At 49.9% G+C, this 13,189-nt stretch carries 15 protein-coding genes and 1 pseudogene; 6 read left to right on the top strand and 10 right to left on the bottom strand.

What is annotated here, in order from left to right; genetic code table 11:
- Positions 1–12 precede the first annotated feature (12 nt).
- Both uvrC and uvrY read right to left on the bottom strand, forming a co-directional pair.
- On the bottom strand, positions 13–1,845 hold the full coding sequence (gene uvrC / locus OGY19_RS21755) for an excinuclease ABC subunit UvrC (RefSeq protein WP_061068101.1): 1,833 nt from the start codon (positions 1,843–1,845) through the stop codon (positions 13–15).
- Positions 1,842–2,498: a UvrY/SirA/GacA family response regulator transcription factor gene (uvrY, locus tag OGY19_RS21750; protein ID WP_048211324.1), complete on the bottom strand. Its 657-nt coding sequence runs from the start codon at positions 2,496–2,498 to the stop codon at positions 1,842–1,844. Before uvrY ends, uvrC begins: the two co-directional genes overlap by 4 nt.
- Positions 2,499–2,795: 297 nt before the next feature.
- On the opposite strand from uvrY, the pseudogene OGY19_RS24640 reads away from it, so the two are divergent.
- From OGY19_RS24640 to OGY19_RS21740, 3 genes and pseudogenes are all read left to right on the top strand, one after another.
- A pseudogene (locus OGY19_RS24640) lies at positions 2,796–2,876 on the top strand (hypothetical protein); the annotation flags it as partial.
- Positions 2,849–2,962, top strand: coding sequence for a hypothetical protein (locus OGY19_RS21745; RefSeq protein ID WP_101743137.1), 114 nt, complete (start codon positions 2,849–2,851; stop codon positions 2,960–2,962). The pseudogene OGY19_RS24640 and the gene OGY19_RS21745, both read left to right, overlap by 28 nt.
- Positions 2,959–3,183, top strand: a complete 225-nt coding sequence (locus tag OGY19_RS21740; RefSeq protein ID WP_005127733.1) for a DUF2594 family protein — start codon at positions 2,959–2,961, stop codon at positions 3,181–3,183. Before OGY19_RS21745 ends, OGY19_RS21740 begins: the two co-directional genes overlap by 4 nt.
- A gap of 66 nt (positions 3,184–3,249) precedes the next feature.
- Here the strand turns inward: OGY19_RS21740 and sdiA are convergent, their stop codons facing one another.
- From sdiA to OGY19_RS21700, 8 genes are all read right to left on the bottom strand, one after another.
- Positions 3,250–3,972 carry a quorum-sensing transcriptional regulator SdiA gene (gene sdiA / locus OGY19_RS21735; protein ID WP_048211322.1) on the bottom strand — a complete coding sequence of 241 codons (723 nt, stop codon included), beginning with the start codon at positions 3,970–3,972 and terminating at the stop codon, positions 3,250–3,252.
- Positions 3,973–4,203: 231 nt separating this feature from the next.
- Positions 4,204–4,956 carry an L-cystine ABC transporter ATP-binding protein TcyN gene (tcyN, locus tag OGY19_RS21730; protein ID WP_005127735.1) on the bottom strand — a complete coding sequence of 251 codons (753 nt, stop codon included), beginning with the start codon at positions 4,954–4,956 and terminating at the stop codon, positions 4,204–4,206.
- On the bottom strand, positions 4,953–5,621 hold the full coding sequence (gene tcyL, locus OGY19_RS21725; protein ID WP_115601818.1) for a cystine ABC transporter permease: 669 nt from the start codon (positions 5,619–5,621) through the stop codon (positions 4,953–4,955). The genes tcyN and tcyL overlap by 4 nt, the downstream gene beginning before the upstream one ends.
- Before the next feature lie 21 nt (positions 5,622–5,642).
- On the bottom strand, positions 5,643–6,629 hold the full coding sequence (gene dcyD / locus OGY19_RS21720) for a D-cysteine desulfhydrase (RefSeq protein ID WP_115643231.1): 987 nt from the start codon (positions 6,627–6,629) through the stop codon (positions 5,643–5,645).
- Positions 6,630–6,784: 155 nt separating this feature from the next.
- The gene (tcyJ, locus tag OGY19_RS21715; RefSeq protein ID WP_005127738.1) at positions 6,785–7,585 is read right to left on the bottom strand and encodes a cystine ABC transporter substrate-binding protein; all 801 of its coding nucleotides are present in this window, start codon (positions 7,583–7,585) and stop codon (positions 6,785–6,787) included.
- A 100-nt stretch (positions 7,586–7,685) separates the two neighbouring features.
- Positions 7,686–8,237: a flagella biosynthesis regulatory protein FliZ gene (gene fliZ / locus OGY19_RS21710; protein WP_040232441.1), complete on the bottom strand. Its 552-nt coding sequence runs from the start codon at positions 8,235–8,237 to the stop codon at positions 7,686–7,688.
- Positions 8,238–8,294: 57 nt separating this feature from the next.
- Positions 8,295–9,014, bottom strand: a complete 720-nt coding sequence (gene fliA / locus OGY19_RS21705) for an RNA polymerase sigma factor FliA (RefSeq protein WP_005127740.1) — start codon at positions 9,012–9,014, stop codon at positions 8,295–8,297.
- A gap of 162 nt (positions 9,015–9,176) precedes the next feature.
- Positions 9,177–10,682 (bottom strand): FliC/FljB family flagellin, encoded by a 1,506-nt coding sequence (locus OGY19_RS21700; protein ID WP_115601816.1) that lies wholly within the window; start codon positions 10,680–10,682, stop codon positions 9,177–9,179.
- A gap of 255 nt (positions 10,683–10,937) precedes the next feature.
- On the opposite strand from OGY19_RS21700, the gene fliD reads away from it, so the two are divergent.
- From fliD to fliT, 3 genes are read left to right on the top strand one after another with little or no spacing between them, the layout of a single operon-like run.
- Positions 10,938–12,341, top strand: coding sequence for a flagellar filament capping protein FliD (gene fliD, locus OGY19_RS21695; RefSeq protein WP_115601815.1), 1,404 nt, complete (start codon positions 10,938–10,940; stop codon positions 12,339–12,341).
- Positions 12,342–12,356: 15 nt separating this feature from the next.
- Positions 12,357–12,764 carry a flagellar export chaperone FliS gene (fliS, locus tag OGY19_RS21690; RefSeq protein WP_005127744.1) on the top strand — a complete coding sequence of 136 codons (408 nt, stop codon included), beginning with the start codon at positions 12,357–12,359 and terminating at the stop codon, positions 12,762–12,764.
- Positions 12,764–13,135: a flagella biosynthesis regulatory protein FliT gene (gene fliT, locus OGY19_RS21685; protein ID WP_048211316.1), complete on the top strand. Its 372-nt coding sequence runs from the start codon at positions 12,764–12,766 to the stop codon at positions 13,133–13,135. Before fliS ends, fliT begins: the two co-directional genes overlap by 1 nt.
- The last annotated feature ends 54 nt before the right edge of the window (positions 13,136–13,189 follow it).

The following is a 13,189-nucleotide window of genomic DNA, read 5'->3' as shown; positions in this document are numbered from 1 at the left end:
GCTACAGAGGGCTTAATGTTTCAACGAGTAGAAGATCTTTTCTGCCAGAGCTTGCGAAATACCCGGCACTTTTGCAATTTCTTCGACACTGGCGTTACGAAGCCCTTGCAAACCCCCCATATATTTCAACAACATTTGTCGGCGCTTAGGGCCAACGCCTTCGATGGTTTCCAGCGTGCTGGTGCTTTTTACCTTCGCACGTTTTTTACGGTGTCCGCTGATGGCGTGATCGTGAGACTCATCGCGGATATGCTGAATAACGTGCAACGCAGGGGAGTCCGGCGGCAGGCTAAACCCCTCACCTTCCGGTTCGAAGAACAGGGTTTCCAGGCCAGCTTTGCGATCTGCCCCTTTTGCCACACCCAGTAACAGAGGATGCTGTTTATCCCAGGGCACGTCCAGTTCAGCAAAAACAGCTTTCGCCTGCCCTAGCTGGCCTTTACCGCCGTCGATCAAAATAACATCCGGGATCTTACTTTCTTCTATTGCCTTACCGTAACGCCGACGCAGTACCTGGTTCATCGCCGCGTAATCATCACCCGGCGTAATACCCGTAATGTTATAGCGACGATACTCTGCGCGCAGCGGCCCGTTAGCGTCAAAAACCACGCAGGAGGCAACGGTCTGCTCGCCCATCGTGTGGCTAATGTCAAAACATTCCATGCGTTTCACCGCAGGCAGTTTCAGCACGGATGCCAGCGCCGTCAGACGTTGGGTAATAGTGGACTGCTGGGAAAGTTTGGTGGTTAACGCCGTAGCCGCATTGGTACGCGCCAGCTTCAAATATCGGGCGCGATCGCCTCGCGGTTTCGTCTGGACGTTAATCTTCCGCCCGGCCAGTTCAGACAAAGAGTCAGCCAACAGCGTCTTATCGCTAAGATTAAAATCAAGCAGGATCTCCCCGGGCAAGGTACGCACCTGGCTACCCTGTAAATAGAACTGCCCAACGAAGGTTTCAACTACCTCGCCCAGCTCCGTTCCCCCTGGTACTTTAGGAAAATAGCTGCGACTGCCTAACACTTTACCCTGACGAATGAACAAGACGTGTACACAGGCCATTCCGGCATCAAATGCCACGCCGATAACATCCAGATCGTCGCCAGTATTGGAAACAAACTGTTTTTCAGTTACACGGCGAACCGCCTGAATTTGGTCGCGGATGCGTGCGGCCTCTTCAAACTCAAGGTTCTGGCTGGCCTTCTCCATCCGGGTTATCAGTTGCGTTAACACCTGATCGTCTTTGCCGGATAAAAACAGCCGTACATAGTCGACCTGCTGTGCGTACTCTTCTTCACTCACCAGACCGGCGACGCATGGCCCAAGGCAGCGGCCAATCTGATATTGCAAACACGGGCGTGAACGGTTGCGATAAACGCTATTTTCACACTGACGTATTGGGAAAATTTTCTGCAATAGCGCCAGCGTCTCGCGGACGGCATAACCGTTAGGAAACGGTCCAAAGTATTCACCTTTAGCATGCTTGGCGCCGCGATGCGTCGCCAGACGCGGATGGGTATCGCCACTGAGGAAAATAAAGGGATAGGATTTATCATCGCGCAGCAATACGTTATAGCGCGGCTGGTACAGCTTGATGTAATTGTGCTCAAGCAATAATGCTTCAGTTTCGGTGTGCGTCACCGTGACATCAATCTGCTGAATTTGTGCCACCAGCGCTTCGGTTTTACGCGACGCGAGATTGCTGCGGAAATAGCTGGAGAGCCGTTTTTTCAGGTCTTTCGCTTTACCAACATAGATAACCGTCCCGGCGGTATCGTACATACGATAGACGCCAGGCTGGCTGGTCACGGTTTTCAGAAACGCTTTAGCATCGAACTGTTCGGTCACAGGCTTGTTAATGTCTCCGCATTACACAGGCCATGGCGAATTGCCAGGTGAGTCAGCTCCACATCGCCATGAATGTTTAATTTACTGAACATTCGATAGCGGTAGCTGTTCACTGTTTTGGGACTAAGATTCAGTTGTTCTGAGATCTCATTGACCTTCTGGCCTTTGGTGATCATCAGCATAATCTGCAACTCGCGTTCAGACAAACTGGCAAACGGGGTTTCCGTTTTCTCTGGCTCAATCTGGCTAAGCGCCATTTGTTGCGCAATATCGGAAGCAATGTAGCGCTGCCCGGAAAAAACCGAACGAATCGCGCTCACGACTTCCTGAGGGGCGGCCCCCTTGCTGAGATAGCCCGCGGCTCCCGCCTGCATAACTTTTGCCGGCAATGGGTTTTCGGTATGAACAGTCAACATGATCACTTTAATGTCAGCCGAGGAACGCGCAATTTTGCGGGTTGCCTCCAGACCGCCAATACCGGGCATATTCATGTCCATCAGCACAACGTCGACGGCGTTAGTGCGGCACCATTTGACCGCATCTTCGCCGCAGCACGCCTCGCCGACAACTTTAATGCCTTTTATATCTTCCAGAATGCGTCGTATCCCTGCGCGCACCAGTTCGTGGTCATCAACAAGAAAAACGTTGATCAAAGGAATATCTCCAGAATAGGGATAACGCTACCGATAGTTAATCGGTCCTATGTTAACGGGTTTTATCTCAACTTTGAAATCTAAAAAACACCCGACTTTCGATTTTGCTCTCGTTTTTGGAAATTAGATTGTACGAACCGTGGAAACTTTCACGGTTGAAGGCTGTTTGCCCGCGCTTATATCTGCATAGCTGTTTCAGAATAGTGACAAAAAATTCATATTCTTACGCTGAATGCTAAATAGGAAGGTAAGCTTGTAACAATAATTAACGAGTAAAATACTCGGAATAAACAATGAATGGAGAAAATATATGCACTGCAACATCTTGTTTATTTTAATCTCATTGGGTTTTGTTTGTGCAAAAAACAACCTCAGATATTTTTAGCCGAGCTTATGGTATACTCCGCCGCCTTGACGTTTGCCATCGCACTTTTTCATTGAAACATAACGAGGAAAATAAATGAGTACGCCTGATTTTTCCACTGCTGAGAATAATCAAGAACTGGCTAATGAAGTCACCTGCCTGAAGGCCATGTTAACGCTGATGCTGCAGGCTATGGGACAAGCCGATGCAGGACGCGTGATTCTTAAAATGGAAAAACAGATCGCGTTGATTGAGGACGAAACACAGGCCGCGGTATTTACCAGCACTGTTAAACAAATTAAACAGGCCTATCGTCAGTGATAAGAAACCGGCTGACAGCGATGCTCTCAGCCGGTTTTGCGTCTGACACTCAGAACGACATTTTATTCAGATAAGCCCTGTTGCAGCGGCATAACAAGCAATCTGTGTTTTGTTTGGCGCGTTAAACTTCTTCTGCATATTCTTCTGATGAAAGTTAACGGTATTTTCAGAGATCGACAGAATCATTGCTATCTCGGAAGAGGTTTTCCCCTCAGCGGTCCATTTCAGAATCTCTTTTTCGCGCTTGCTAAAACGCATCTCCGGCGCCATGACCATGTCATCTTCCAGCCGCATAAGTACTGACAGACTTTCTCGTACCAGCAGTTGCATCCTAAGTTCGACTTCATCCTGGGCATAGCGGCCATTACGCACACTTGCGCGTGAAACGGACAAAAAGCCTAGCGCCCGATTTGGCAACATTAAGCATTGCGTCATCCCCTTGCGCAGACCGTGATTACGCGCGGCGTCCCACAGCGGTTGTGCGTCACGGAACAAGGCGTCATCCCACGGTAAGTGGCCCTGACTGAAGTTTTCGGGTTTCAGTACCGGATCGATAGCGAAATAATTTTCTGATTGGTAATGTGCGACCCATGCTTTGGGATACGTCGTATGAAGTACCGTTTTAGGTCGGGTAAAGGGTACGGGATGCCGGACACAGAGCGCATAAAAATCGAACTCTAAGTGCTGCGTCTGAAGTTGTAATTCGTTATAGACATCCTCTGCCGCCGCCATTTCCTGAAAGCGTAACAGCATGCTCCGTCGCCAGGTGAAGAAATCATGATCCTGCATACTAAGTGGTAATGCCCCTGAGATTGATAATCATCCAAATGTACGAAACAAGCTAACACATAAATGTATTTTATATATGCAAATTATCGGACAAATAAGAAATTACTTGAGTGTAATGTAACAGCCCACAATGCTGACAGGATGAAGCAATAATAATAAAGCAGTAATTATAAATAGTTATGCAACAAGCACTCACCAAAAAAACTATTTCGATGAGTGCTCTCTGACCTTTTATTGCATCAGGAATTTTTCAAGAAACTGACGGGTTCGCGGTTGCTGCGGATGCGTGAATAATGATTTTGCAGGCCCCTGCTCCACTATCTTGCCCTGATCCATAAATATCGCCCGGTCAGCAACGTCACGCGCAAAACTCATTTCGTGCGTCACAATGACCATGGTGCGCTTTTCCTGCGCCAGTTGACGAATAGTATTAAGCACTTCGCCAACCAGTTCCGGGTCAAGCGCGGAGGTCGGTTCATCAAAAAGAATAACTTCCGGACGCATAGCCAGCGCCCGGGCAATAGCGACACGCTGCTGCTGACCGCCGGATAACCGCCGTGGATAGCTGCTCTCTTTACCCGCAAGCCCAACCTTTGCCAGAAGTTCACGCGCGCGCGCTGTCGCTTCCGCCTTCGGTTCGCCCTTCACAATTACCGGACCTTCAATAATGTTTTCCAGTACTGTGCGATGTGGAAATAAATTAAAGTTCTGGAACACAAACCCCACATGCTGGCGCAACTGGCGAATCTGTCCTTTCTGCTGGCTTAAGGAACGCGCGGTATCAATGGTAATATCTCCAACCTTGATGGTGCCCGCCTCCGGTTGTTCCAGCAAATTTATACTGCGCAGCAGCGTGGTTTTACCTGAACCGCTCGGCCCGATAATCGCCACGACTTCACCAGGCTTAACGTCCAGATCAATGCCGTGCAGTACCGTTTGCCCGTGAAATTTTTTCACCAGGTTTCTGACTTCAATAGTACTCATTTCGGCTCTCTCTCCTGGCGGTTGAGCTGTTCTTCAAAATAGTTCTGCAGCGCAGAAAGCACCGTCGCCATGACCCAGTAAATCAGCGAGGCCGCCAGATACATGGTAAACACTTCCAGCGTGCGTGAAGTAATCAGCTGCGCCTGGCGGAACAGTTCCGGTACCTGGATGGTCGCGGCCAGTGATGTGTCTTTCACCAGACTGATAAAGCTGTTGCTCAGCGGTGGAAGCGCAACCCGCGCAGCCTGCGGCAGGATCGCCCTGCGCATCGTCTGCCACGGTGTCATACCGATACTCGCCCCGGCTTCCCACTGACCTTTATCAATGGAGGAGATGGCCGCACGCAGCGTTTCTGCCGCGTAAGCCGCAGTATTCAGCGACAGACCGATCATAGCTGCCGGGATCGGGTCCAGCTCAATACCAAACTGCGGCAGACCGTAGTAGATCATAAACAGTTGGGCAATTAACGGCGTACCGCGAAAGATAGAGATATAAAAGCGCGCCAGCCAGCGCACAGGCAACAGTGACGATAAACGCATTAGCGCCAGGATGAACCCCAGCACCAGGCCAAAAAACATCCCGCCGATACTCAGTTGGAGCGTAAATACCGCCCCTTTCAGCAGATACGGCAGCGAATCAATGACCAGTTGGATACTTTCTTGCATTAGTGTTTTTCTACCTGGTTGTCATACATGTGGATGGTAGGCAAACAACGCAGGTGCCCCACCGGTATGAATAAAGAGGATTGGCCCTTCATCTTTAAAGCGTTTCTGGCTGATACCGTCAATCAGGCCTGCCATCGCTTTACCGGTATACACCGGATCCAACAAAATGCCTTCCAGACGCGCCAACAGTTTTACCGCCTCCATGCCTTCTTCATTTGGCGTACCGTAACCCGGCGCAAAGTAATCATCCCACAGTAAAATATCTGCCGCCGCAGTCAGCTCCAGCTCACTGGCAATGGCCTGCTGCAGCGCAACGACTTTTGGTTTTTGGTCAGCAACACTGCGCGAAACGGTGACACCGATAAGCTCAACGTTCGGCATCAATTGTTCCAGCCCTACCGCCAACCCGGCGTGCGTTCCTGCACTGCCCGACGCCACCACGACGGATGACAGTTCTACGGCACCTTCACACTGCTGAGCAATTTCCAGTGCGCTTTCGACATAACCCAATGCACCCAACGCGTTAGAACCGCCAACCGGGATCACATACGGGCGGAACCCCTGCGCTTCAATCCGCGTCGCCAGTTCCTGAAGCTGCGCATTCGGGTCGGTCAGCGCATCACACATTTCAATCTGGGTATTGAACAGATCCAGCAGCAGGCGGTTACCGTTACTGAGATAATTTTCCGCAGTCGTGCCTATTGGGTTTTCTAACAGCGCCACACAGTGAAGCCCCAGCTTCGCCGCGACCGCCGCCGTCTGACGCACGTGGTTCGACTGGATAGCCCCTGCGGTGATCAATGTGTCTGCGCCTTCACGCAGCGCGTCCGCCGCCAGAAACTCCAGTTTGCGCAGTTTATTGCCGCCCATCGCCATCGGCGTGACGTCATCGCGTTTAATAAAAATATCGCGGCCGAGATAATCAGAGAAACGCGGGAGATATTCGAGCGGCGTGGGCGCGCCAATAAATTCCAGACGGGGAAAGCGCGTTAAGTTATGCAGTGGCATAGAGCCTCCGGTGTTTACTCATCATCTTGTGGGCAACAAGCAGCCCAAAAGCCTGAGAGTAGAAGTTGTTGTGATGTTCTTTTTATTATGCACGTTCAGGCGCAATGGAATAAAAAAAGGCGCTGTTAAAGGCGCCTTTTTTATCCGGATGATGATTATTTCGTCACATCCGCTCCAAACCATTTTTCGGACAGGGCTTTCAGCGTGCCGTCTTTTTGCATATCGGCAATGGCTGCATCCACGGCTTTCAGCAGATCTTCATTGCCTTTACGCAGCGCCACACCAGATTCCTGGCGGGAGAAAGCTTCACCAGTCACGGCCAGTGTGTCTTTGGTTTTCTTCACCAGATCCAACGCTGCCAGACGGTCAACCAGAATGGCATCGATACGGCCTACGCGCAGATCCTGATATTTGGTCGGATCATCATCATAGGTACGAATATCTACGCCCTGCACGTTCTGACGCAGCCACTCTTCATAGTTGGTTCCCAGACCAACGCCGACTTTTTTACCTTTCAGATCGGCAGCAGTCTTAATAACGCCTTCATTACCTTTCTTCACCAGCGCCTGGATACCAGAAACCGTATACGGGGTAGAGAAATCGTATTTTTTCTTCCGTTCGTCAGAGATGGTTACCTGGTTTATCACCACATCGATACGTTTGGAATCTAACGACGCCAGCATGCCGTCCCATTTGGTCGGCTTGAGCGAGGCTTTCACACCCAGATGTTTAGCCAGCTCCTCGGCAAATTCCACTTCAAAACCGGTCAGTTTGCCATCGTCACCCTGGAAACTAAACGGGGGATAAGTCCCTTCAAGCCCCACCAGCAGCGTGCCGCGCTCTTTCACTTTATTTAACAGACCTTCGTCCGCAAATGTTTTTGCGCTCATACCCGCGACAAGTGCAACAGCCATTACACCCATCAGCGCCTGACGTCCCAGAAGTGCTAATTTCATAGTTACCCCGAATATTGTCATTAGTGACCATCATTTATGACCGAAGTGTAGAACGTTCGCCGTAATTCACAAACACGACTCTGTTACACCTTATTCGTTTTTAATATATATCAGAACTGGCTGTCCAGGCGGATTTCTGCATATGCCCCATATGTGTATGGGCTTTAAACTGCTCATACTTACGTAGCGCAATGCGGTAATTATTGGTGCTGGTTTCTGGCAGCCACGGGGCGAGGTTTTCGTCGAGGAACCCTTCCTGCAGCAGGTCATGAGAAATTTTTTGTTCGGTCAGATGATTGCCGAGACGACGCAGGCGAACAACATATTCGCGCACCGTGCCGTGGCTCATTTCGGTTTGCTCAAACAAAAATTGTTTAAAGCCGATGATGTCAAAGAAGTCGCTTTGCTCTTTGCAATGCAAATCACCGCAGAAACGGCATAACGCCACCCACTCTTTTTTCTCCTGCGCCCATTCAGCATCATCAAGCAGCGTGTCCAGGCGGGAGATGGCTATCTTATTCACAATCTGCCCGCGACGAACCAGCGTGATCCTGTCAAGCAACTTAAAGCAATGGGCGCAATGCGTCTGGCTGTGTTTGAAATCTTTGAGGTAGCGGCTTAGTGGCCGTCTTTTTGATTGCTGCACCGTCATGAGAACTCCTGGTAGTCAATACGTTATGCGGCATTGTTCAGGGGCAAAGATTACCCCTTATAGCTTACCCAGCTTGGTGCGTAGACGTTTGATAGCCTGGCTGTGCAACTGACTGACCCGTGATTCGCCCACTTCCAGAACAGCACCAATCTCTTTCAGATTCAGCTCTTCCTGATAGTACAGCGTCAATACCAGCTTCTCGCGCTCCGGCAATGCATCAATCGCATCCATCACGCGCTGACGGAGGTTCCCCTCAAGAAGCTGTTGTAACGGGTTTTCTTGCTGATGTTCTTCTGTCACCAGCTCAATACTATCGCCATGCTCTTCCCGCCACTCGTCGTAGGAGAAGAGTTGGCTATTATTGGTATCAAGCAACATCTGACGATACTCTTGTACAGGGATCCCCAGACGCTCCGCCACTTCAGTTTCCGTCGCGTTACGCCCTAATTCCTGCTCCAGTTGCCCCATCGCCTGTGCCACTTCGCGGGCATTGCGCCGAACGCTACGCGGCACCCAGTCCCGGCTGCGTAGTTCATCCAGCATAGCCCCACGAATACGCTGCACTGCGTAAGTGGTAAATGCCGTTCCTTGCAAAGCGTCATATCGGTCAACTGCATTCAATAACCCGATGCCGCCCGCTTGTAGCAGGTCATCCAGTTCCACGCTCGCCGGCAAGCGCACCTGAAGGCGCAATGCTTCGTGACGCACCAACGGTACATAACGCTGCCACAGCGAGTGTTTATCCATTACACCTTCAGCGGTATACAGTGAATTCACGATAAACAGCCCTGCGTTAAATGAGTTATCGGCATGATTATCCGTTTCTGCAGGGGTTTTAATCGGGTGAATAGTGGGTGAAATGGGGGGTTATTTGGGGGTTACGGGTAAAGCGGAATGTAAAAAACCCCGCCGGAGCGGGGTTTGCGCGATAAGTGTAAATTAACGCAGCAGAGACAGGACGTTCTGCGTGGTCTGGTTGGCCTGCGCCAGAACAGAAGTACCCGCCTGTTGCAGAATGTTTGCACGAGACATGTTGGACACTTCGGTCGCGTAGTCAGCATCTTCGATACGGCTACGGGCTTCAGACAGGTTGTTGACGGTGTTACCCAGGTTAGTGATGGTAGAGTTGAAACGGTTCTGTACCGCACCCAGGTCGGAACGCAGGTCAGCAACCTGAGCCAACGCCGCGTCGATTTTCGCCAGCGGGCTGTCGGTAGTTGCAGTAGCGGCTTCAGACAGTTTAGGTTCTGCCTGGAAGTTGTGACCTTTTGCTTTAGCAGCCGTGTAGGTTTTACCGGCAATTTCTACCAGTTCAGTTTTACCGTCAACGCCACCCAGTTGGTTAAGTGCGGTTGCCGATTTACCAGAAGCATCAGTGTAAGAAGTTGTCTTAAGTTCTACTTTGCCATCTGTATAGGTTGCGGCATATTTTTTGCCGCCCACATCCAGAGCGTAACCACCATCAATTGTCTTATTATTTTTGTCGGTATAAGACATTTTGACTAGTTTTGCGCCATCAGCTGCTGTTGCATCAACACCGGCATCTTTCAATGCCTGAATTGCTGCAGGAGTTACAGTTACTGGTGTACCAACCGTCTCAGTCATAACTTTGGTTGCTGCGGCATCACCGGAAGGAGTAACTAGAGTAGGCGTTGCTCCAAACGTGACTTTACCAGTGCTATCTACATCGACAGCATATTTACCATTCTTAGATGACTCAGTAGCCGTGTTGCCTGTAACATCCGCATAATATTGACCATCTTTGAAGGTAAATGTAGCGGTTAATGTATCACCAGTAGAGTTTCCAATAGCGGCTTTAAACGCAGCAGAGTCCAGAGTACCAATATCAGTCGTGCTTGGAGTATAGCCTTTCGTTGTACCTTCAGTTACTGCAGTAGCTTTAACGTCATAGGCTTTCTGGACGTTCAGTGAGTCCAGACCCAGGGTTTTGGAGTTGATTTCTTTCAGGTTGATATCGATGGTTTCGCCATCGTTAGCACCAACCTGGATGGTCAGGGTGTTGTCTTTCGCCAGTACTTTCACGCCGTTGAACTGGGTCTGACCGGATACGCGGTCGATTTCGTTCAGACGCTGAGTGATTTCAGCCTGGATGGAGTCGAGGTCAGACTGGGAGTTGGTACCAGTAGAGGACTGAACCGCCAGCTCACGAACACGCTGCAGGTTGTTGTTGATTTCAGACAGAGAACCTTCAGTGGTCTGCGCGATGGAGATACCATCGTTGGCGTTACGGGACGCCTGAGTCAGACCTTTGATGTTAGAGGTGAAACGGTTTGCAATCGCCTGACCTGCAGCATCGTCTTTCGCGCTGTTGATACGCAGACCGGAAGACAGACGCTCGATAGCGGAGCTCAGAGAAGACTGAGATTTGTTCAGGTTATTCTGGGTCAACAGCGACAGGCTGTTTGTATTGATGACTTGTGCCATGATCTTTTCCTTATCAATTACAACTCGATGTTATTGGGCTGTTGCCCACGGTTTCTGACCGTAACCCATGTATCGGCACCTTAAATTCGAACTTTAGAAAATTTTTACTTTCCGCCCATTTTTTTCTTAGCCCCGGAAATACCCGCTTTAATTACCACTATTCCGCGCATTATTTTTGCAAAACTATTATTAAACTTTGCGCGCAGATTGCCGATATAGCGGTTAACTACTGTTTGCAATCACAAGGAATTAGGCATGCCTTCATTTACATCACTGGGCGTTGGCTCGAACTTACCACTGGACACATTGCTGACAAACTTAACCACTGCTGAGAAAAAGCGCTTAACGCCCATTACCCAGCAGCAGAGCGCTAACACCTCGCGTCTGACCGCGTACGGTACGCTGAAAAGTGCATTAGAAAAATTTCAAACGGCGAATACCGCACTGAACAATGCCGACCTGTTTAAAAGCACCACGGCAACCAGCAGCACAGAAGACTTAAAGGTCAGTACGACCGCCGGTGCTGCTCCTGGTAAATATACCGTCAGCGTGTCCAAACTGGCACAAGCACAGTCGCTATCAACCACGTCCAAAATTACCTCTACCAAAGAACAGTTGGGCGATACCAGTGTTGATGAACGCACCATAACGATTTCACAACCGGGTCGTAAAGACCCCCTGGAAATCAAGTTAGGCAAAGGCGAAACCTCTCTGGAGGATATTCGTGACGCCATTAACGATGCGGACAGCGGTATTTCGGCAAGTCTGGTAAAGGTTAAGGAAGACGATTATCAGTTAGTGTTAACCGCTGAAAGCGGCACTGAAAGCGAAATGACCATCTCAGTCTCGAATGATTCGAAACTGAGCGATTTACTGTCCTATGACAGCAAAGCGGGCAGCGGCAAAATGAAGCAACTGGTCGGTGCGCAAAATGCGCAACTGACCGTCAACGGCATTGATATTGAACGTCAAAGCAATACCGTAACTGACGCACCGCAGGGCATCACGCTGCAACTGACCAAAGAAGTCAAAGATGCCTCTATCACGGTAACAAAAAGTGATGAAAAGGCCACAACGGCAATTAAAGCCTGGGTGGAAGCCTATAACTCACTGGTCGATACCTTTGGTACGCTGACTAAATATAAAGAAGTTGAACCGGGTGAAGCGGCCAGTGCAGATAACGGCGCGTTACTGGGCGACAGTGTTCTCCGTACCATTCAAAACGGTATTCGTGCGCCATTTGCTAACAGCGGCAGCGAGTCCCCGTTTAAAACCATGTCTGAGATTGGCATTACTCAGGATGGCGGCACTGGCAAGTTAAAAATTGATGAAGAAAAACTGGCTAAGGCACTGAAAGATAACACAGCAGCGACCCGTGAACTGTTGGTGGGTGACGGCAAAGAAACCGGTATTACCACCAAGATTGCCACCGAAGTAAAAAGCTATCTGGCCGATGACGGTATTATCGACAATGCGCAAGACAATATTAACGCCAACCTGAAACTGCTGACTAAGCAGTATCTGACCGTGAGTAACAGCATTGATGAAGTCGTGGCTCGCTATAAAGCACAGTTTACCCAACTCGATTCCATGATGAGTAAGCTGAACAGCACCAGTACCTATCTGGGCCAACAATTTTCAGCGATGAATAATTCCTGATAACACGAGGTAAGCATGTATACCGCGAGCGGTACCAAAGCCTATGCACAGGTCAGCGTGGAAAGCGCCGTGATGAGCGCCAACCCGCATCAGTTGATCGAAATGTTGTTTGATGGCGCACATAGCGCCCTGGTGCGCGCTCGTCTGTTTATGCAGCAAGGCGATATCGTTGCCAAAGGTGAGGCATTAAGCAAGGCAATCAATATCATCGATAATGGTCTGAAGGCGGGCCTGGACCACGAAAAAGGAGGAGAGATCGCCACCCATCTTTCTTCGTTGTACGACTATATGGTTCGCCGTTTATTGCACGCAAATCTGAATAATGATTGTCAGGCGATTGAAGAAGTCGAAGGGTTGCTCGGAAACATCGCGGATGCCTGGAAACAGATCTCACCAAACGCGTCGTCCCAGGAGTCCCGTTAATGACCTCAGCCGTGGAGTTTATCAACCGTTGGCAGCGCATTGCGCTGCTCAGTCACTCGCTGCTGGAACTGGCGCAGCGAGGTGAATGGGACCTTTTACTGGAACAGGAAGTTAGCTATCTGCAAAGTATTGAAGTGGTCATGGAAGAACAAACTCCATCTGGCATCACGCGAAGCGTTCAGGATTTGATTGCCGGGTATATTAAACAGACGCTGGATAACGAACAGTTGCTCAAAGCATTACTACAGCAGCGTCTGGATGAACTCAGCACGCTGATCGGTCAGTCAACCCGCCAGAAGACGCTAAATAACGCCTACGGTCGACTTTCCGGTATGTTACTGGTTCCGGATGCGCCAACTGCCCCACAATAATTTCCCGCTTCGTCTGAATAATCTTCCATACTCCAGAGGTCGGCCAAACGGCTT

The sequence above is a fragment of the Citrobacter sp. Cy070 genome (genome assembly GCF_030332245.1).
In the GTDB taxonomy this organism is placed as follows: domain Bacteria; phylum Pseudomonadota; class Gammaproteobacteria; order Enterobacterales; family Enterobacteriaceae; genus Citrobacter; species Citrobacter youngae.
The sequence above is the reverse complement of the archived record's forward strand: the minus strand, read 5'-3'. Positions and strand labels throughout refer to the sequence as shown.

What these genes read in the sequence shown, in the direction of transcription:
- tcyN (WP_005127735.1), bottom strand. Translation starts at nt 4,956, where the DNA reads ATGAGTACTATTGAAGTCAGAAACCTGGTGAAAAAATTTCACGGGCAA.
- fliD (WP_115601815.1), top strand. Translation starts at nt 10,938, where the DNA reads ATGCCTTCATTTACATCACTGGGCGTTGGCTCGAACTTACCACTGGAC.
- fliT (WP_048211316.1), top strand. Translation starts at nt 12,764, where the DNA reads ATGACCTCAGCCGTGGAGTTTATCAACCGTTGGCAGCGCATTGCGCTG.
- fliS (WP_005127744.1), top strand. Translation starts at nt 12,357, where the DNA reads ATGTATACCGCGAGCGGTACCAAAGCCTATGCACAGGTCAGCGTGGAA.
- OGY19_RS21740 (WP_005127733.1), top strand. Translation starts at nt 2,959, where the DNA reads ATGAGTACGCCTGATTTTTCCACTGCTGAGAATAATCAAGAACTGGCT.
- OGY19_RS21700 (WP_115601816.1), bottom strand. Translation starts at nt 10,682, where the DNA reads ATGGCACAAGTCATCAATACAAACAGCCTGTCGCTGTTGACCCAGAAT.
- tcyL (WP_115601818.1), bottom strand. Translation starts at nt 5,621, where the DNA reads ATGCAAGAAAGTATCCAACTGGTCATTGATTCGCTGCCGTATCTGCTG.
- fliZ (WP_040232441.1), bottom strand. Translation starts at nt 8,237, where the DNA reads ATGACGGTGCAGCAATCAAAAAGACGGCCACTAAGCCGCTACCTCAAA.
- tcyJ (WP_005127738.1), bottom strand. Translation starts at nt 7,585, where the DNA reads ATGAAATTAGCACTTCTGGGACGTCAGGCGCTGATGGGTGTAATGGCT.
- sdiA (WP_048211322.1), bottom strand. Translation starts at nt 3,972, where the DNA reads ATGCAGGATCATGATTTCTTCACCTGGCGACGGAGCATGCTGTTACGC.
- dcyD (WP_115643231.1), bottom strand. Translation starts at nt 6,629, where the DNA reads ATGCCACTGCATAACTTAACGCGCTTTCCCCGTCTGGAATTTATTGGC.